The 17,921-nt window shown below is 58.8% G+C and carries 14 protein-coding genes and 6 pseudogenes; 13 read left to right on the top strand and 7 right to left on the bottom strand.

Features of this window, described 5'->3' with window-relative positions:
• Nucleotides 1–34: 34 nt before the first annotated feature.
• Nucleotides 35–919: pseudogene (locus C9I57_RS30065) on the bottom strand (DDE-type integrase/transposase/recombinase); the annotation flags it as partial.
• Between the two features lie 117 nt (nucleotides 920–1,036).
• Here C9I57_RS30065 and C9I57_RS32935 point away from each other — a divergent pair.
• The 4 genes and pseudogenes from C9I57_RS32935 to C9I57_RS30045 all read left to right on the top strand — a co-directional run.
• Entirely contained in the window at nucleotides 1,037–1,345 is a 309-nt protein-coding gene (locus C9I57_RS32935) for a hypothetical protein (RefSeq protein WP_181322005.1), read from the top strand.
• Nucleotides 1,346–1,635: 290 nt separating this feature from the next.
• Nucleotides 1,636–2,085, top strand: a complete 450-nt coding sequence (locus C9I57_RS30055; RefSeq protein WP_107154176.1) for a tyrosine-type recombinase/integrase — start codon at nucleotides 1,636–1,638, stop codon at nucleotides 2,083–2,085.
• Between the two features lie 140 nt (nucleotides 2,086–2,225).
• Nucleotides 2,226–2,441 (top strand): annotated as a pseudogene (locus C9I57_RS30050) (tyrosine-type recombinase/integrase); the annotation flags it as partial.
• Between the two features lie 174 nt (nucleotides 2,442–2,615).
• Nucleotides 2,616–2,816 (top strand): annotated as a pseudogene (locus C9I57_RS30045) (transposase domain-containing protein); the annotation flags it as partial.
• Nucleotides 2,817–3,159: 343 nt separating this feature from the next.
• Here C9I57_RS30045 and C9I57_RS30040 read toward each other — a convergent pair.
• From C9I57_RS30040 to C9I57_RS32930, 3 genes are all read right to left on the bottom strand, one after another.
• Complete coding sequence (locus C9I57_RS30040; RefSeq protein WP_107154174.1) at nucleotides 3,160–3,963, bottom strand: FadR/GntR family transcriptional regulator; 804 nt, start codon at nucleotides 3,961–3,963, stop codon at nucleotides 3,160–3,162.
• Nucleotides 3,964–4,014: 51 nt separating this feature from the next.
• On the bottom strand, nucleotides 4,015–4,809 hold the full coding sequence (locus C9I57_RS30035; protein ID WP_107154173.1) for a FadR/GntR family transcriptional regulator: 795 nt from the start codon (nucleotides 4,807–4,809) through the stop codon (nucleotides 4,015–4,017).
• Nucleotides 4,810–5,114: 305 nt separating this feature from the next.
• The gene (locus C9I57_RS32930; protein WP_181322004.1) at nucleotides 5,115–5,645 is read right to left on the bottom strand and encodes a hypothetical protein; all 531 of its coding nucleotides are present in this window, start codon (nucleotides 5,643–5,645) and stop codon (nucleotides 5,115–5,117) included.
• A 135-nt stretch (nucleotides 5,646–5,780) separates the two neighbouring features.
• Here C9I57_RS32930 and C9I57_RS30025 point away from each other — a divergent pair.
• A pseudogene (locus C9I57_RS30025) lies at nucleotides 5,781–6,318 on the top strand (DUF4158 domain-containing protein); the annotation flags it as partial.
• A gap of 51 nt (nucleotides 6,319–6,369) precedes the next feature.
• Nucleotides 6,370–7,332 (top strand): annotated as a pseudogene (locus C9I57_RS33495) (IS3 family transposase); the annotation flags it as partial.
• 20 nt (nucleotides 7,333–7,352) lie between these two features.
• Here the strand turns inward: C9I57_RS33495 and C9I57_RS33490 are convergent.
• Nucleotides 7,353–7,640 carry a hypothetical protein gene (locus tag C9I57_RS33490; protein ID WP_258187904.1) on the bottom strand — a complete coding sequence of 96 codons (288 nt, stop codon included), beginning with the start codon at nucleotides 7,638–7,640 and terminating at the stop codon, nucleotides 7,353–7,355.
• A 47-nt stretch (nucleotides 7,641–7,687) separates the two neighbouring features.
• Nucleotides 7,688–9,433 carry a recombinase family protein gene (locus C9I57_RS30010; protein ID WP_258187901.1) on the bottom strand — a complete coding sequence of 582 codons (1,746 nt, stop codon included), beginning with the start codon at nucleotides 9,431–9,433 and terminating at the stop codon, nucleotides 7,688–7,690.
• A gap of 336 nt (nucleotides 9,434–9,769) precedes the next feature.
• Between C9I57_RS30010 and tnpA the strand changes: the two genes are divergently transcribed.
• The 3 genes and pseudogenes from tnpA to C9I57_RS29995 form a co-directional block, all read left to right on the top strand.
• Nucleotides 9,770–10,321: an IS66-like element accessory protein TnpA gene (tnpA, locus tag C9I57_RS30005; RefSeq protein ID WP_107154170.1), complete on the top strand. Its 552-nt coding sequence runs from the start codon at nucleotides 9,770–9,772 to the stop codon at nucleotides 10,319–10,321.
• Nucleotides 10,297–10,650, top strand: a complete 354-nt coding sequence (gene tnpB / locus C9I57_RS30000; protein WP_146166295.1) for an IS66 family insertion sequence element accessory protein TnpB — start codon at nucleotides 10,297–10,299, stop codon at nucleotides 10,648–10,650. Before tnpA ends, tnpB begins: the two co-directional genes overlap by 25 nt.
• A 63-nt stretch (nucleotides 10,651–10,713) precedes the next feature.
• Nucleotides 10,714–11,580: pseudogene (locus C9I57_RS29995) on the top strand (transposase); the annotation flags it as partial.
• Here C9I57_RS29995 and C9I57_RS29990 read toward each other — a convergent pair.
• Nucleotides 11,577–12,161 (bottom strand): ISAs1 family transposase, encoded by a 585-nt coding sequence (locus C9I57_RS29990; protein ID WP_258187900.1) that lies wholly within the window; start codon nucleotides 12,159–12,161, stop codon nucleotides 11,577–11,579. The pseudogene C9I57_RS29995 and the gene C9I57_RS29990 sit on opposite strands and share 4 nt — an antisense overlap.
• Before the next feature lie 430 nt (nucleotides 12,162–12,591).
• Between C9I57_RS29990 and C9I57_RS29980 the strand changes: the two genes are divergently transcribed.
• The 4 genes from C9I57_RS29980 (at nucleotide 12,592) to C9I57_RS29965 (ending at nucleotide 17,743) form a co-directional block, all read left to right on the top strand.
• Entirely contained in the window at nucleotides 12,592–13,455 is an 864-nt protein-coding gene (locus C9I57_RS29980) for a reverse transcriptase domain-containing protein (RefSeq protein WP_369008111.1), read from the top strand.
• Between the two features lie 414 nt (nucleotides 13,456–13,869).
• The gene (locus tag C9I57_RS29975) at nucleotides 13,870–15,030 is read left to right on the top strand and encodes an acyl-CoA dehydrogenase family protein (protein ID WP_107154167.1); all 1,161 of its coding nucleotides are present in this window, start codon (nucleotides 13,870–13,872) and stop codon (nucleotides 15,028–15,030) included.
• Nucleotides 15,031–15,036: 6 nt separating this feature from the next.
• Nucleotides 15,037–16,176, top strand: a complete 1,140-nt coding sequence (locus C9I57_RS29970) for an acyl-CoA dehydrogenase family protein (protein WP_107154166.1) — start codon at nucleotides 15,037–15,039, stop codon at nucleotides 16,174–16,176.
• Between the two features lie 49 nt (nucleotides 16,177–16,225).
• Nucleotides 16,226–17,743: an acyl-CoA synthetase gene (locus C9I57_RS29965; RefSeq protein WP_258187899.1), complete on the top strand. Its 1,518-nt coding sequence runs from the start codon at nucleotides 16,226–16,228 to the stop codon at nucleotides 17,741–17,743.
• Nucleotides 17,744–17,921: the final 178 nt, after the last annotated feature.

The following is a 17,921-nucleotide window of genomic DNA, read 5'->3' as shown; positions in this document are numbered from 1 at the left end:
CCCATAAGTGGAGGAAGTTGAACTGCCCGCCGGGGACGCGGCCTTCGATGCGGGCCCAGAACGTCTCCTGCTTGGCGTTCTGGTATGGGGAGTATGGGAGGGTCGTCTGGTGCAGCACGCCAAGCGTGTGCAGTCCAGCGGTCGTTTCCTCCGCAAGCATTGCAGCGCCGTTGTCGGTCATCAGTGCGCGTGGGAGGCTGCGCCGCTGGAACGCCTGGCACAGTCCATGGATCAGACTGCGCGCGGTCTCGTCGAGAAACCACTGCGCATGGCAGACGATGCGCGAGCGGTCGTCGAGCACGCACAGCAGCATCGGCGTAATCCACTGGCCGTCGTGCATGAGCAGCTTACGCGAGCCGTGGTGGAAATCGAGATGCCAGAGCGCATTGACGTGCTCGACCTCGAAGCTGCGTACCTCGAGCTTCTCGAGACGATCGCGGGCGAGCATCGCGCCGGTGCTCGTATGACGCGGCTTGCGTTCGCGATACATCCCCTGGGCGCGCAGGTAACGGCGCAGTGTCGTATAGGACGGTACGCCCACCTCGCCGAGTATGACCTTGAGGTTGTCGTACTGGAGCTGGCATGTCCAGCCTGGGTGCTCGCGATATTGCGCGCGGATCGACTGTACCGCTGCGGGCGACAGGAGTGCGCCGGCGCCAGAAGGACGTTGGCGGTTGCGAAGGGTGTCCACCGGGTCGTGGGCGGCCTTGCGGGCCTTGTAGAACCATCGCTCGATGGTCGAGCGGCCGAACTGGACATCGTCGCCGGTCACCGGATGACGCCAGCGTCTGGCGGCCAGCACGGTGATGAGTTCGCGCAACTCGCCGGGTTCAGGTGGTGCGGCAAGCAAGGGGCCGACGATCGCAAAGCGCAGCCGCGCCCAACGATCCCGCAAGGGTAAATCGTGAAGTTCAGTCATACGTTCTCCAAAGATGCGGCGCAACGCGCCGCGATTCAGGGGAGAGGCGAGACTACAAGCGCTGTTCGGAGGGGGCGAGCAACAAGTTCTGCGGGCGGTTACCGTCCCTCACGCAGGATGCTCACGGCACTGCCGCTGGTGAGCGGCGAGAGCCAGCGCAGCAGGCATGACAATGGTTCGGCAGGCTGCGTGGTAGCGAAGCGCTCGAGCAGGCTTGCCGGCACCTGTGCGATCTCGACGGGCGGCACGAACGCCGCCCGTCCGAGCGACCAGAATGGTGTGCCGACGAAGCCGGTCGTCCATCAGTGCTGCCATCGCGCAATCGTCGAGGGCGGTACGCCCAGCGCATCGAGCTGGCGCATTGCCACAGCCGTACCGGCGCTGGCACGCGTGGCGCTGACGACGATCATGATTGCGGCGGTGTAGACGCGCCGGCCGAGAAAGCGCACCGAGAATGGCGTGGTGCGGCGGCGACAGCCAGCGCAGCAGAAGCTGTGGCGGAAATCGCAGTGGCAGCGGGCTTCGCATGAAACTCCGCGCGGCTTGCGTGGGTAACGGGCGCTATGCAGTACGCCGCCGCAGCGGCAACCCTGTTCCCGGGTCTGGTCGGCGTAGTCCTGACCAATACGTAGCAACAGGCGATAAAAATTGGGGGTGTTGGCTCTCACGTGGCACACTGGGGGAGTCTCTGTTCTTGGCAGACGTGAGACTCTCCCCTGGGCGTCGTTTGTGCAAGATGCCTGAGGGAGATCCCCCTCTCTACATCACGCTGGACGCCCAAAACACCGCGAATTCCCATCAACCAACGCGCTCATGCTCACCTGTTTCCCAGCGCGCAGGGTAGACGCCTCAGTGTCCACGGTGTGCAGTACCTGTTAAACAAGCACCGCAAGACCGCCTGTGAAGTTTGCCCGTCATTGAAAGAGAAGCGGGTCACCGTCCACTGTTTGAGACAGACCATGGCCATGGACCTTCTGCAACAAGGCGTTCGTCGCTCGGTCATTGCGTTGTGGCTCGGGCATGAATCGGTGGAAACTACGGAGATCTATGTCGAAGCGACCCTTGCGATGAAGGAGCAGGCACTGGAGAAGGCAACTCCTCGACACGGCAAGTCTGGACGCTTCAAGCCGACAGACGAACTCCTCGACTTTCTGAACAGTCTATAGCCTTGAAATTATGTCGGGTAATCGCTTCGGCACATCCGCTTCTTGACGCGAAATTGTCGGTCGACCGTCGAAGTTCAATCGTGCCGCCCGATATAATCCGGAAGGGCATATAGTGTCGATTATATCGTTGGGTATATTATCGACATTCGACAGCGACCCATCTGCTCCAGTCTGGCGTTGACCTGTCGGTCATCGCATTGTGGCTCGGTCACGAGGGCCCTGTCACTACGCATCGCTATGTCGAAGCCGATCTGCAAATGAAGGACCGGGCACTGAAGGCACTCCAATCACCGTCGAGCAAGCCACTTCGCTATCGGCCCAAGGATGACCTTCTTCGCTTTCTGCAAGCGCTGTAGTTATGGATAGTTCGCTATCGGTCATGTCGCCGAGAACACATCGGCATTGATGCCGTCTCCCCGAAAATGCGAGGGCGCGGCATTATTGCCACCTATTCAGCATGCCTAATTCATCCAAGCCTTCCATAACTAAGACCTGTGGATAGCGGCGCTTTATAGAAGGGCTTCTATAAGCGCCGCGGCAGGCTGTTCTCGGACAGCGTCAACGGAGCAAACGCGAGCGCCAACCTGTACTCCCTCGTCGAGTCGTGCAAGGCGAATCGCATCGACCCATACCGATACCTCACCTGGCTGTTCCGGCAGATACCTCTGGCGAAGACCGTCGACGACTACGACGCACTGCTTCCCTGGAAAATGCCTGCCCACTCACGCTGACCCGCACCGTTACTACACATCACGCGCTCCACCTCGCTCTGGGAGGCGTCCTTCGTGGATCGCATACGAATGGTGCAAACATCTCGACGGTACCGACGCCTGCTTTGCCCCCGTCCTGTCACAAGGAGAGGCGGGGGATAATCCTCACCTCCAAAGCCGAAAAGCATTTGTCGCCGTAGACGGAGTGAGGCATCCCGCACCTGCGCCGAGGTTTTCGCGAACACCAGGTGGCATTCGTGGGCCGGCCCCTGCGCACGCGTCAACGATTGAGGACATTCTTCAAGGGTGGGTGGGGCGCTAATTAGTAGGTCGCTCCCTAAACCACGTCCTGACTAGATCAGTGTTAGCTTTCGTTCCTCGAACCGCTGCGACGCTTCGTATTCGTCTGCGCATCTTCATTTGCGTGAGACAGATAACTTTTCTGTAGACGCTTAAGGCTCGCCTCCATCTCCGCAGCAGCGGCGTCACCGTCACCCTCGCGCATGTGCTTAAGGAATCGCTTACGTGATGGCAGCACAAAGGAGTTCTCGTATTCGCCGATACTGTTGACATAGCGAGCAAGAACGCCCATCAACCCGTCCATCATGATTACCATGATCGGATTGTTAGTCATTCTGGCAAGTATTCGGTGAAACTCGAAATTGGCTTCCGCTCGGCGTGGAAAATCCCCTTCTTCTGTGGCGCGGACGGTTTCTTCCACATTTTGAGCTAACAATTCCAAGTCGTCGGCGGTCGCGCGACGGCAAGCTTCCCTTACGATCACCGACTCCATCCAGATTCTAGCCTCCGTCAGTTGCTCTGGTGTGATTGAACCGACGTGGTGCAAATCGAGTAAGCCCTTAGCGATTACATCGCCAGAGCCTTCGCTGATGAATGCGCCACCAGTCGCGCCTTTCTGAAGGCGAACTAGGCCTGCATGCTCCAGTGAGCGTAACGCTTCGCGTAAGGTATTGCGCGAGACTCCGAACTGGACCGCGAGCGTGCGTTCAGCAGGCAGCCGACTGCCGACTTTGAGCCGACCCTCCGCTAACTCTGCGCGAATTTGATTCGCAATCTCCTCAAAGGCGCGTGCGGATCGCACCGCTTGGAATTGCAGTTCGCGTGAGTCTGAGGATGCGCTGTCTTTACGGAGCGTGTTGATTGCCATCGCTATTGCTGTGCAAGTTTGGGTAATTGAGAGCTACATGAAGCATCTGGGCTACGCCGCGAGATTCTTGCCGCCCAAGTGCTTCTTGCTTTCACTTTCAAGGTACTCGCTGACTCGGCGCAGATGCAATGCCATTGCTTTGCAAGCACCATCGGCGTCTCGCTTCCTCATCAACGTTAACACTTTTCGGCGCACTTGCGTGATGTCGAGACTAGGTTCAGGAGCGATTCTCACGATCAACTTTCTGATGACCTCCGAGAGCGCGTCAACCAGCAGTACGATGACTTCATTGTGTGTTGCAAGCGCGATTAAACGGTAGAACTCGATGACCGACTTTACGTTACGCGGCCGTCCACCTTCACGGAGCAATTCGGTATGGTAGTCGATGTCAGCCGCGATATTGTCCAACTCTTCTTCGGTCGCTCGTGTGCACGCAAGCCGAATGGCGACACTCATAAGCTCGATTCGTGCTTCGGTGACGTCTGCGATTGACAGTTGGCCCAAGGAAACCATGTCCTGCACGGTTTGGCTCAAGCCAGTACTGCTACTGCCTGTCCTGATAAAGAACCCCCCGTACAAACCCGGACGAGCTTCGACAATGCCTGCAGATTCGAGGCTGCGAATGGCTTCGCGGACGACGCTGCGGCTGACCCCAAGTTGCTCCGCGAGTTCACGCTCCGTTGGCAACCGGTCACCCGGTTTGAGCTCCCCCCGAGCCAACCGTTGACGAATCTGATCGCAGATAGCTTCGAACGAACGCTGCGTACGAACCCGGCGGAACACCGGACCGCCCGTTGAGCCAGATTCCTGCTCTGGTAGCGCAGCAGCCTTCTGATTCGTGACCATTTTGCCCTCTTTTGGATTGGATCAACCTTAGACTAATATAATACCAGAGGGCGTTAGGCCTGTGACTTCGCCCTCGGTCAGGGCACGGTCAGGGCCCCTGACCACGATTCAGCCGAATTGCGATCATAAGCGTCGAAGTTATGAGACAGTGGATCTTTATATTTCGGTGGAATAAGGAAATCGGGCTGCGGATGCTTCCGTGAACTATCGCGTCCGCTTGCGTCGGCGACATGCAGACAGGTCAACGTGGTCAGCCAGCGCGGGACGGCCGGGTCCTCGGCCGACTGGTCTGGATGTGCGATCTCTTACGCGGACACCGTTCGCGCCAAACCCCGCATGACATCCTCAAGGGTGTCGTGCCGGGGACCGTCGGACGCTGCGCCTACGACCCGGAGTACATCGCCTTCGAGGCTCGCCTCCCACGAAACGATACGGCGGCGGTCATGGGGAAAGCGGCTCAGTTTTTCCCCAACCAGGCGCTCGATGGCCTGTATGATCTCGCGTCGTATTTCGGGTGGAACATTTTTATCGAATCCGATCTGATCGCGTAGCGCTTCAGCACGCTCGCTCTCGGGCAGGAGGCTGGTATTCCACGCCGCCACAATCGCCGTCAGCGCGCTCTGATATTCCTCCAGTGTTGGATGATCGGACACCTCATCCTGAAGCATTTGCGCGAGAGGCCAGGAGATTTTCTGCTCCGGCGGCAGATCATTACGATCGAGAACGATCGCGTCGGGGATCCCTGACTGAACCGCTCCCCGTCGCAATGCCTCCAGGTCGCCCACGCCCAGCTTGCGGGCACGCGACGATTTTTTCTGCTGGCTGGCTTTGCCCATGTTTCTGCCCCCTTCGCTGCGTTCCGAATCCGAAAATTATAGCGGCCAGCGGGTCGTACAGATCTGTACAGGTGTTGCGGCTTTGCCGGATTTTTTGGCTACACTGGCCAGCCCATTCGAGATCCGGAATCTGGCATGGCGACCATCGAACGTACCGCGTATCCGAGGTTTCCGAAGGCTTTTTCACCGGAGGAACTGCAGGCGTTCTATACGCCGGACGTCGAAGAACTTGAGTGGGTGCGCCGCAACGCGCGTGGCCAGTCTTCGAGACTGGGCCTGCTGGCTCTGCTGAAGGTCTTTCAGCAGATGCACTACTTTCCCTTCGTTGACGCCATTCCCGTCGTTGTCATCGAGCACATCCGGGCGAGCGCGAACATCGATGCCGAGGCCGCACTCGACTACAACAGGGCAAGGTCGCCTGCCTTGATTCGTCACTATGCGGGAATTTCTTGGCATCCAGTCCTACTACGGCTCCAATGCCAACGAAATCGCGGTGCGCGCAGCACATGAAGCCGCCGGGACGATGGATCAGCCGGTGGACATCATCAATGCAACCATCGACAGCCTGATCCAGCAGCAGGTCGAACTGCCCGCGTTCTCGACGCTCGATGCCATTGTGGAGCAGGTCCACACGCGAGTTCAAACAGCGCTGTTCCGGCGTGTCTCGCGTCGCTGGAGTTGACCCGGTTTCGTGGACACCTTTTGAACAGAAGGAGGTGCCACCATGGCGAAGCATCGCACCCCGTACCCGGCGGAATTCCGAGCCCAGATAGTCGAACTGGTGAAAGCCGGGCGCACGCCCGAGGAGCTGGAGAAGGAGTTCGAGCCGACCGCGCAGACCATCTACAACTGGGTGGCGCAGGCGGGTCGTGACGCGGGTACGCGTCACGACGGGCTGACGACCGCCGAGCGTGAAGAGCCCACGCGCCTTCGCCGCGAGAATCGCCAGCTCAAGCTTGAGCGAGAGATACTCTCAAAAGCCGCGGCTTGGTTCGCACGGGAGACCGGAACGGTGCCCGACAAGGGTTCGAGTTCATGAAAGCGAATCAGGCCGCATGGCCCATTGCCACGATGGCACGACTGCTGGAGGTCTCCGCCAGCGGCTTTTACGCGTGGCTGGAACGGGCTCCATCGAAACGTGCATGCAGCGATGCCGATCTGCTCGCGCGCATCCGCGCCATCCACGCTGAATCGCGCGGCACCTACGGCATGCCCCGCATTCACGCCGAACTGGTCGAGCAAGGCATTCATGTTGGCCGCAAACGTGTTGCCCGCCTGATGCGTTTGGCAGGCCTGTGTGGCGTAAGCCGGCGACGCTGGATCTCGACCGCACGGCGGCGGCCTGACGCACGGCCCGCGCCGGACCTGGTGCAACGACATTTCAGCGCCGACGCGCCCAACCGGCTGTGGGTCGCGGATGCGACCTACGTGCCGACCGCCGAAGGGTTCCTCTATCTCGCGGTGGTGCTCGACGTGTTCGGCCGCCGGATCGTGGGTTGGGCGATGTCGGATCACCTGTACACGGAGCTGATGCTCAGGGCGCTCGATATGGCGCTTGTGCAACGTCGTCCCGCTGGCGTGATTCACCACTCCGATCAAGGCTGCCCAATACACGTCCATTGCCTTCGGCCGCCGCTGCCGCGAGGCTGGCGTGCGTCTGTCGATGGGGACGGTGGCGGATTGCTTCGACAAGGCTTGCGTTTCACACTACACCTCCTCGCGGCGATCGGAAACGACGTCGGGATGGCGACGTCGGCAGGATAGCTTGACGCCCATCGCCTTTCGGGGCGCGTCATTGCCCGGCGGGTCGTACAGGCACTCGTTCTTGTCGCTGTAGGCGTGACCGCGGATGAGCCCGCGACGGTTCCATATCTTCACGCTCGTCGGCGTGACGTGCAGCGCGTCGGCCATCTCCTGCAGCGTCAGGAGGCCCGCTTCGCGCAACCGGTCATAGCGTGGCTTCAGACAGTAGTTGCGCTGCAGGCGTGCGACCATTTTGGCATTGAAGGGCCGACCCGTGCCTGACGGGGAGCCACGTTCGTTCAGGATATTGGCGATCTGCAGGACAGTATGGTGATTGAGCAGGCATCGATCTCCTCAATCACCGCGGCTGGGGTGACCCATCGCTGCCACGATTTCAGCGGCAACGGCAGCTTGAGAGTCCGGTGAGCGCCGCCCTTAAAGCGGATGTGTGCGGTAACCTGCTGGTCACGGTTCAGGGTGACGTCTTCCAGAAGCAGCCTCATCATGCGTTTGCGTTCCCGGTCGGGCGTGGCGGGATCGCGCCATAGCCGGGGGAAGTTGGACGCCAGCGAGACGATGACGGTGCGCTGCTCGTCCGTCAGAATGCGCGCGTCCTGTTCGCGGCGACGCTGATATTCCTCGTTAGCCTCAGTCAGCGCTCGCAGCTTATGGTTCCAGTCAGCTTCGAGTGAGTCGGCAACCAGCCGGTTCTCCGGATCGACGCGCATGTAGCGACGCTGCGCCAGATCGGCTTCATACCGGGCGCGCTCCACCTGTTTGTGACGCAGGCGGTCGGCTTCTTCGATGCGGGACTGGAGTTCGCGCTGAACCGCCAGGCTCACCTCAATGGCAAGCGGATTGAGGGCTTCGACGAGCAATTCGCCAATGGCCTCGTCGATGGCCGCGCCATGGACGCGCTGGCAGACCGGTTCGGCCAGTTCGATGCCTTCACGCTGGCAGACGTACTCGGGACACAGTCCGCCCTGGCGGCTGTGATAACGAACCGTCATGCGATTCCCGCATCGACCACAGACTACGAGTCCTTGAAGCAGTGCTGGTCCCTCACGCGGCGCGCCACGGCGCCGGTCGGCCCCGATCGCCTGTGCGCTCTCATGCAAACGCTTCTGATTCTGCTCGTACTCTTCCCAGGATAGATAACCGGCATGGGCGCCCGGAATCAGCGTATCCCACTGGTCCCGCGGCGCGCGAATCGTACGCGTGCGTCCATCGACTGTCCGGCGCGTATGAGTGCGACCGTAGACGAACGCGCCGGCATACCTCGGGTTGTGCAGAATGCGCACTACCTGGCGATGACCGAGACTGCCCCACAGCAGTTCGCCCTTGTGCGGACCTTTACAGCACCGTCGTGGAAACGCCAGCTCGAGGTGATGCGCAGCGCGCGCGGTGGCCATCGCCGAACCCGTGCCCCTGAAGGTGTCGAACAGCCACCTCAGACAGTGCTGGACCTGCTGGTCCGGATCGAGAACGACCGCGCCCGCGGCGTCGTACACGAAGCCGACGGGCAGGCGCATCTGCAGCTCACCACGCCTCGCCTTGCTTAGTATTCCTCCTTGAAGTCGCGCGCGCAGTACATGCAATTCGGCCTCGCTCATGGTGCCCTTCAGCCCCAGTAACAGCCGGTCGTTGAAGTGAGCAGGATCGTATACGCCATCCTCATCAAGGATCAAGGTGTCGGTGATTGCGCAGATCTCGAGCAGCCGGTGCCAGTCGGTGGAGTTGCGCGCCAGGCGCGATACTTCCAGTCCAAGAACGATGCCGGCGTGACCCACGCCGACTTCGGCGACCAGGCGCTGGAAGCCTTCGCGGTCCGCCGATGACGCGCCGGACTGGCCGAGGTCGCTATCGATCACAATAATGCGGTCCTCGGACCACCCCAGCGCGACCGCCCGTTGGCGCAGCGCGTATTGGCGTTTGGTGCTCTCGGTATTCTCAAACACCTGGCGCAATGTGGATTGCCGGATATACAAATAGGCGTTGCGCTTGATATGACTCGCCTGGACCTTTTGGTGAGGATCGCTCATCATGCTGTTGCCTCCTGACGCCGGTGTAGAAGCATTGAATCCAGAATCATCGTCGCCTCCTGATGCAGCGTGAAGGAGATGATCTCTGCATCGCCCGACGGCGACTGCCGCCGTACAACCGTGGTCGCGCACTGGGCCCATGCTGCATCCACGCTCTCATGCCGCTACGCATCAACAGCACGAGGCCCTGGCCGCGAGGAATCTCGCACGGCAGTCCAAGTGCCTGTTGCCTCAGATCCTCATAACGCGAGATCAGACGTAAGCGGTCCATCTTTAGCGTCTGGCAGTGATCGCCAGGAGCGAGGAGCATAGGTGTCCACCTATTCGAGGTGGACACCTATGGCTGACAAAGACTCAGAGTTAAGAGTCGTACGACAGAGCCGTGATGGCCGGCGTCGCTACGACGAGCAAGGTAAGCGCACGCTGGTCGAGGCCGCGCTGCAACCCGGCGTTTCCGTCGCGCGCATGGCTCAGGAACACGGGATCAATGCCAATCTGCTACGTAAATGGATCACAAAATACCTGCTGGAGCGGGAGAAAAGCATCTCGCCTGCATCACAGGAGCCTGTTGCTGACCATCACGAGACGGCGCCTGCGGCAGAAGTGATCGATGGCGTGGCCATCGACCTTCTGGTTCCGCGCAAGGCCGCATCACCCACGAGAACGTCATCTGCATTCGTCCCTGTCGTTTCGGTTCCGCCGGCGTTGCTCCCCGAAGAAAGCGCCTCGGCGAGAACGCCGATACCCTCACCGCCGTCCATGACGCTTGCCCTGCACGTGCGTCTGTCGAACGGTGTCGAGTTCGACATCGCGGACGCGACCATCGACGAACTGGCCACCGTGGTCCAGATGCTTGGGAGAATGCCGTGTTCCGGTTCGACGCGAATCTGAAGGTGTACCTGCATCGCGATGCCGTCGATTTCCGGTACGGCATGAACAGCCTGTCGATTCTCGTTGAGCAGTCGATGCGCCTGAACCCGATGGACTCCTCGCTTTACGTGTTTGGAAACCGTCGCCGCGACCGGGTCAAGATCCTCGGCTGGGATGGCAGCGGCTTCTGGCTCCTGACGAAACACCTTGAGACCGATAGGTTCATATGGCCCGACCGGAAAGCCGAGATCGTGACGATGACGCCTGATCTGTTACATGCGCTGCTTGAGGGCGATGACATTAGCACGATCCAGCGACATCCGAAGCGCGAGTATCTGCGCGTCAGCTGAACGCGTCATCGGGGTGCCGGTCTAATCCGCATGCCGGGCTAGGTCACGATCACCACCGACGAACTGAAAGAGCTGCTCGCTGAGCGCGATGCCGCCCGTGCGTTGCGCGAAGAACAGGAGGCGCTACGCGGCGCCCTGCGGCTCGTGACAGCGGAACGTGATCTGGCCGAGGAACGGCTGCGTGCTTACCGTCGCGAACTGTTCGGCGCGAAAAGTGAAGGACGGGATTCCAATCAACCCGGGCTGTTCAACGAAGCCGAAGCACTTGGCGCGAACAGCGCGCCCGCCCTGGAAGACACACCGGAAACGACGGTTGCCGCGCACACGCGCAAGCGGCGTGGTCACCGCAAGCCGCTCGATCCCGATCTGCCGCGTGAGGTCGTGCGCCATGAACTGCCTGAAGCCGAACGCTTCTGTACGAACGACGGCCACCCGCTCGTCGAGATCGGCGTTGAGATCAGCGAGCAGCTCGATGTAATTCCGGAGCAGCTTCGCGTGCTCCAGAACCAGCGCGTCAAATATGCGTGTCCATGCTGCGATCTCGGCATCAAGGTCACGCCTGCGCCGCCGCGTATCATCCCGCGTGGGCTGCTGAGTGAATCAGCGCTTGCGTGGATCGCCACCGGCAAGTATCAGTTCGGGATGCCACTGTACCGTCAGGCCGGACTGCTACGTCGTTTCGGCGGCGACATCTCGTCCAACACGATCGCCGCGAGCATGGTACGCGTCGGTCTGGCGACTCAGCCGGTGATCAACCTGATGCGTGATGCGCTGCTCGACGCGGATCTGGTCTACTGCGACGAGACGACATTCCAGGTCCTGAAGGAGAAGGGGCGAAAGCCTCAAACGAAGAGCTACCTCTGGTCGCAGATGACCGATTCAGGACATCCGGTCCGCTGCTTCACGTACACGCCGGGACGCGGCGCTCAGCTGACCGATAGCACATAGTCCGCGCCCGCCTCCACGATTTTTCGTGCGATGCTTTGCTGACAGCCCATTGCGTCAATTGTCACGATCGCCCCCTTGAGCATGAGCGCATCGAGCAGTTCAGGAATCGCAGTGATTTCATTGCTTTTCTCGGCTGTGCGTACCTGACCGAGCACAACTCCCAGCCCGGCGCCGTATGCCGATACAAGATGGATCGCACGCGCACCGCGCTGATGCGAACCCCGCACCGTCTTGCCGTCGATGGCCACCACCTGTCCAGCCAGCGCCGGGCACAACTGGCTCATCCAGCGGATGAAACAAGCTTCGAACTGCTTGGGATTGAGCGCTGCAAACACCCGGCCAAAGGTATCGTGTGAAGGAATGCCGTTTTGTAGCTGTACATGGCGGCGCAACCACTGCAGCTTCTCCTGCCCCCACAATTCGATCGCGCTCCAACTGTCCGCACCCGCCAGAATCGCACACAGCGCCACCACCAGCATCTCAGTCAGGCCATGTTCTGGCGTGCGGCTGCGCGGGTCTTTCAGGTCACCAAACGCTTCTTCGATGCTCAAGAGTTCATCCATCTTTTCTGCCGCCCAAAAAGCGACAGTAAACCCGCAAAACCCTTTCGTTTACAACCCCTTCTGTAAGTCGTTGATTGTTAACGCCGCTTCATGCGATGGCCCTGTTCGATTGGGGCGCCAATCCCGATGTGGAAACAACTGACTGGAGAGCCCGTCGCGGGAAAACCGCACACCGGGTTCGGAGGGAGTTGCGCCTTGCAAGCGCATGAAATTCAGTTGCCTGAGATGGCAACCGCGGCAAAGCTTAGCCAGCAGCCGTGTACCGAGTCTTGCGTGGTGTCCGGCAACGGCCACTGCGAAGCGTAGACAGGGAGGTTGTAGGCCGAAACATAAGTGAACGGAAAGATAGCCCCGAAATCGATCGTGGTCGGAGTAGCCGACTCTATCTCTCTAAGAGGAAGGCAGAATTGCCGGTGGCAAGGTTAGCTGGGTGCTGGAGGCGGATTTGAAGAACTTCTTCGGAAGTCTGGATCATTCATGGATACTCCGGTTTGTTGAGCACCGAGTCGGGGATCCGCGCTTGATCAGTCTGATCCGGCGCTGGCTGAAAGCAGGCATTCTGGAAGATGGACAGGTGCATCCAAACGAGGAGGGGACCCCGCAAGGCGGTTCGATTAGTGTGCTTTTAAGCAACGTGTATCTGCACTACGTACTTGACCTGTGGTTTGAACGCGTGGTCAAGCGTCACCTGCAGGGCGAGGCTTATCTGGTCCGCTATATCGACGATTTTGTGATGTGTTTCCAGAATCAGTCCGATGCCCTTCGTGTTCAAGATGCCTTGCGCAAACGATTGGGGAAATTTGGTCTCGCGCTCGAACCGACCAAAACCAAGCTCGTTGCATTTGGTCGTTTTGCCCAACGGTACGCAAGCCAGCATGGGAAGCGGCGTCCAGAGACGATTTACTTTCTGGGCTTCACCCTGTACTGCACGCGCAACCTGAAAGGCAATTTCAAGATAGGGATGCGCACGGAAAAGTCTCGACTCCCGCGTAGCATGGCTAGCTTGCAAGACCTGATGCGTCAAGTTCGGCATCTATCGATTCGGGAGCAAGCTGAAAAGCTCAATCGGGTATTACGTGGCCACTATGCCTACTATGGCATTGCCGGGAACTTCCGGGCGTTGCAGAAAGTACATAGAGCGGTGGAGCGTTACTGGCGCAAAATGCTTAGCAGCCGGAGCCGTTCAGGCGGCGTTACCTGGGAGACATTCCAGGAGATCAAGAAGCGGTTTCCATTAATGCGACCAAAGCTGCATCTTCCCTACCGGGCGTTGCAAGCAATCGCGGTGCTGTGAATCAACTGCTGAAGAGCGTAGTGCGGGAAATCCGCACGCTACGTTCTGTGGGAACCGGGGGCGGGTGACTGCCTCCGGTCACCCGGTGGGACGGCGAGAGCCGTTTCCTACCCCTATACATTACCTGAAATGTGCTGCAGCACATTTGCACTACTTGCACACCGACGACGTCAAACGGGCGCGACAGTTCGGGAAAGCATTCACAACCTGATCTCTTTATAACTATAGGGAATAAGAAGTGCCTGCCTCATGACCTCAAGGCTTGTGATAGCAATTCGACCGAATCTTGGTCAGAGGCCGTCAGTGCGGCAGCGCCGAAGTAGAAGCGTAACTTCCCACTTGCAAAAGCACAATGGTTGAACCACAATGATCTGACTGCGGAATCGAGCTAAATCATCATCAGAGGAGCAAGGTATGGATCTTCGGTTTTCACCCGCCCAGCAAGCGTTTCGCGAAGAGGTTCGCGCATTTATCGCGGCGAGGCTACCCGAAGAAGTGCGGACTCGCCTGAAGGCCGGCCATCCTCCGCGAAAAGAGGAAATCGTTCAATGGCAGCGCATCCTGAACGAGAAGGGATGGGCTGCGCCGCATTGGCCGCGCAAATATGGCGGTGCCGAGTTGGGCCAGTTGGAACGCCTAATTCTTCTCGACGAGTTGTCCCGAGCTCCGGCGCCTTTGCCCCAGGCTTTCAACGTGACCATGTTGGGCCCCGTTCTGATGAAGTACGGGACGCCACAGCAATGTGAATACTTTTTGCCCAAGCTCGCCAACCTAGATCTGTGGTTTTGCCAAGGGTTCTCTGAGCCGGGTTCCGGCTCAGATTTGGCCTCGCTACGGACGTCGGCTCGCCGCGATGGCGATAGCTATGTTGTAAATGGTCAGAAGATTTGGACGACCACCGCGCATTGGGCAGACTGGGTATTTGCGCTAGTGAGGACGAATCCCGAAGGGCGCAAACAGGAGGGCATCTCCTTTCTGTTGATCGACCTGAAAACGCCTGGTATCACAATCCGACCCATTCGCTCGATTGACGACGATCATCACCTGAACGAGGTCTTCTTCGACGATGTGCGCGTGCCGCTTTCGAACCTTGTTGGTGAGGAAAACAAGGGTTGGGACTGTGCGAAATTTCTTCTGGGCAATGAGCGCACAGGAATCGCCAACGTCGGACTTTACCGCGAACGATTGGAACACGCGCGTGAAGTGGCGCGAACGACGACGCAGGCGGGTACACGGTTGATCTACGACCCGAAACTTCAAAGCGATCTTGCCGCTCTCGACGCTGAGGTGAGGGCGCTTGAAATTACGAATTGGCGATTTTTACTCACAGAGAGTGAGCAAAAGCGTCTGCCGGCATTTCCATCTGTCCTCAAGCTCAAAGGTGTCGAACTTCAGCAAGAAGTTAATTCATTGCTAGCTCGACTTGCCGGTCCTGGTGGATTGGAGCGACGCGGTCCTGACGACACTGAGTTCGGACCATTGGCGCCACGATATTTCTATTCCCGGGCAGCCAGCATTTACGGGGGCACTAGCGAAGTGCAAAAAGACATTTTGGCAAAGAATATCGTGGGGTAACGGGTAATGTACTTCGAACTCAATGCTGAGCAACTGGCGCTTAAAGACAGCTTGCAGCGTGCGCTGCGTGACCGCTACGGCTTCGAAATGCGGCGGGGGTACGCCGCGACTGAAGCCGGGCATGACACTGTGACCTGGCACAATTTGGCGGAGCTAGGTGTCCTGGCGCTCCCAATACCGGAGGCGTGCGGTGGCTTTTCGGGCGGCGCGAGAGATCTGTTCCCGATCATGCAGGCGTTCGGTGAAGCGCTGTCTCTGGAACCATTCCTTGCGTCTAGCGTGCTCGGAGCGACAGCCATTCAGTTGGCTGACGATACGACGATGGCTAGGGACACGCTCCCGGGCGTCGCAGCGGGAACTACCCGCCTTGCATGGGCTCACGACGAGCATGCCGGTAGGCATGCGGCCACTTGGATCGAGACGACTGCCAATCAGAAAGGCGGAAGTTGGCGATTGACTGGGCAGAAAGTGAATGTACTGGGCGGACCGACTGCCGACAAGTTCGTTGTGAGTGCACGTACGAATGGTGCAAGTGGCGACAGCGAAGGATGTGCGTTGTTTCTTGTGGACGCCAATGCATCCGGTCTGCAAAAGCGGGATTTCAGATTCATCGACGAAACGGCGGCCAGCACGTTGGATTTGACTGACGTCGCCGCGCTGCCATTGGGTGATCATCTGGATGGGGCGCGTGCGAGCCTTGCGATTGATCGAACGATTGCGCTGGGAACAGCGGCGGTGTGCGCAGATATGCTCGGCGCAGCGAATGCCGCATTCCAGCTCACGGTCGGATACATCAACACACGAAAGCAATTTGGACGATTTATTGGTGAAAACCAGGCACTGCGTCATCGCGCCGCTGAGATGCTAGTAAGTCTCGAGTTAGCAAAAAGTATGGCAATCGCCGCTGCGGTTGCTGTAGACGACCCTGCTTCTACCGATGCGGCACTCGATCTTCATCGCGCAAAGCTCTCCGTGGGGCGGCACGCCCGCATTGTTGCGCACGGTGCAATCCAGCTACACGGAGGGATCGGCATGACGCAAGAGTATGCCGTTGGGCACTATCTCTGCCGGATTCACGTTCTAGATCAACTGTTCGGTGACAGTGACGCGCACGCTGGAAGACTTGCAGCGCTAGCAGGGATCTAACCCCTAAGAATCTATTTCAGACGGAGTGAGACAGGCAATGAGTGGACGAATGATTTACCTTGACGATCGCGGTATTCCGCACGACGAGGTGTTGGCGCGAGCTAAGCGCGCGGCGAAAGGACTCTCGAGCATCGGTGTCCAAGAGGGCGATTGCGTAGCCTTGTTGCTGCGAAATGATTTCGCGTTCTTCGAAGTTCAACAGGCAGCGGCGGACATCGGTGCATACTCGGTTCCCCTCAATTGGCACGGTAAGGTCGACGAGGCGCTTTACATTATCAACGACTCAAAGCCGAAAGTATTGGTCGCACACTCTGACCTTTTGGAGCCGCTGCGTCACGTAATTCCACCTGAAGTTAAGGTGTTCGTTGTTCCCACGCCGAAAGAGCTTCAAGGGCGATACGGCATCCCGAAAGAGAAGGCGGAGCCTCTTCAAGCCGACACCGTTTGGGCAGAGTGGTGCGATGCGTTTGAACCTTGGTCGGAAGGGCCCAAACGTAGCCGCGCGACAATGATCTATACGTCGGGGACGACTGGGCATCCCAAAGGTGTTAAGCGAGAGGCGGCCACCCCTGAACAGGCCAAAGCGTATGTCGAATTGATTGAACGCGTCTCTGGACTTACCCCTGGCGTGCGAGCACTGGTAACCGGCCCGCTTTATCACGCGTCGCCTAACGCGTATGGGAGGCAGGCATTCCCCGTAGCAGACGTTCTCGTGCTTCAGTCCAAATTCGATCCGGTCGAGACGCTTGCCGCAATTGAGAAGTATCAGATCACGAACGCGGTGATGGTGCCGACGATGTTCCTGATGATTCTCAAGTTACCGAAGGAAGTGAGGGAGCGCTACGATGTAAGTTCACTGAAATGGGTTACGCATACAGGGGCGCCTTGCCCACGAGAGGTAAAGCAGCAACTGATGGAGTGGTGGGGCCCCATTATTTACGAAACTTACGGCGGTACAGAAGTCGGGACCGCGACGCTCGCGACCCCTGCAGATTGGTTGGCGCATCCTGGGTCAGTTGGCGTCCCAACGCCAGGTACCCGCATCGCGATCTACGGCGAGGATGGAAAGCCGGCTGCAGATGGCGAGCCGGGTGAGATTTATATGCGTGTGCCAGCATACGCGGATTTCACGTATCTCAATAACCAAGAGAAGCGTCGAACGGCCGAGCGAGATGGACTAATCAGCGTCGGTGACGTTGGATATCTGAAAGATGGCCGACTGTATCTTTGCGATCGCAGATCGGACATGGTCATTTCCGGAGGGACGAATATCTATCCAGCTGAGATCGAGATGGTTCTGGCCCAGTGTCCTGGAGTGCACGATTGTGCGGTATTTGGCATTCCAGATGAGGAGTTTGGCGAGTCGCTTGCGGCAGCGGTACAACTCTCGCCTGGAGTTAAGTTGACGGCGGAAGAGATACAGCAATTCTTGCTGGCTCGCCTTGCAAAGTATAAGGTTCCACGCCGCGTCGATTTCCACGACTCGCTGCCTCGTGAGGATAGTGGAAAGATTTTTAAGCGTAGGCTCCGCGATCCATTCTGGCAGAACGCTGGACGTCGAATATAGAAGTGAATTTTCGCTGTGGCTGAACTTTTCGGATTGAGCGGTAGTCTGCCATAGATACTGATATGACTTTATATGAACGCCTCCCGTTTGCCAGGCTTTTGCGTGCTCTGACGTGACCTAGGTTGGGTTGCTGCTTTATATCCGGCCTTGTTGCAGCCTGATGATTGGCTGCGGGCCC

The organism is Trinickia symbiotica, from assembly GCF_003028655.1.
GTDB classification, from domain to species: domain Bacteria; phylum Pseudomonadota; class Gammaproteobacteria; order Burkholderiales; family Burkholderiaceae; genus Trinickia; species Trinickia symbiotica_A.
The sequence above is the reverse complement of the archived record's forward strand: the minus strand, read 5'-3'. Positions and strand labels throughout refer to the sequence as shown.

What these genes read in the sequence shown, in the direction of transcription:
- C9I57_RS32935 (WP_181322005.1), top strand. Translation starts at nt 1,037, where the DNA reads ATGCTCACGGCACTGCCGCTGGTGAGCGGCGAGAGCCAGCGCAGCAGG.
- C9I57_RS30040 (WP_107154174.1), bottom strand. Translation starts at nt 3,963, where the DNA reads ATGGCAATCAACACGCTCCGTAAAGACAGCGCATCCTCAGACTCACGC.
- C9I57_RS30035 (WP_107154173.1), bottom strand. Translation starts at nt 4,809, where the DNA reads ATGGTCACGAATCAGAAGGCTGCTGCGCTACCAGAGCAGGAATCTGGC.
- C9I57_RS32930 (WP_181322004.1), bottom strand. Translation starts at nt 5,645, where the DNA reads ATGGGCAAAGCCAGCCAGCAGAAAAAATCGTCGCGTGCCCGCAAGCTG.
- C9I57_RS33490 (WP_258187904.1), bottom strand. Translation starts at nt 7,640, where the DNA reads ATGGTCGCACGCCTGCAGCGCAACTACTGTCTGAAGCCACGCTATGAC.
- C9I57_RS30010 (WP_258187901.1), bottom strand. Translation starts at nt 9,433, where the DNA reads ATGATGAGCGATCCTCACCAAAAGGTCCAGGCGAGTCATATCAAGCGC.
- tnpA (WP_107154170.1), top strand. Translation starts at nt 9,770, where the DNA reads ATGGCTGACAAAGACTCAGAGTTAAGAGTCGTACGACAGAGCCGTGAT.
- C9I57_RS29990 (WP_258187900.1), bottom strand. Translation starts at nt 12,161, where the DNA reads ATGGATGAACTCTTGAGCATCGAAGAAGCGTTTGGTGACCTGAAAGAC.
- C9I57_RS29975 (WP_107154167.1), top strand. Translation starts at nt 13,870, where the DNA reads ATGGATCTTCGGTTTTCACCCGCCCAGCAAGCGTTTCGCGAAGAGGTT.
- C9I57_RS29970 (WP_107154166.1), top strand. Translation starts at nt 15,037, where the DNA reads ATGTACTTCGAACTCAATGCTGAGCAACTGGCGCTTAAAGACAGCTTG.
- C9I57_RS29965 (WP_258187899.1), top strand. Translation starts at nt 16,226, where the DNA reads ATGATTTACCTTGACGATCGCGGTATTCCGCACGACGAGGTGTTGGCG.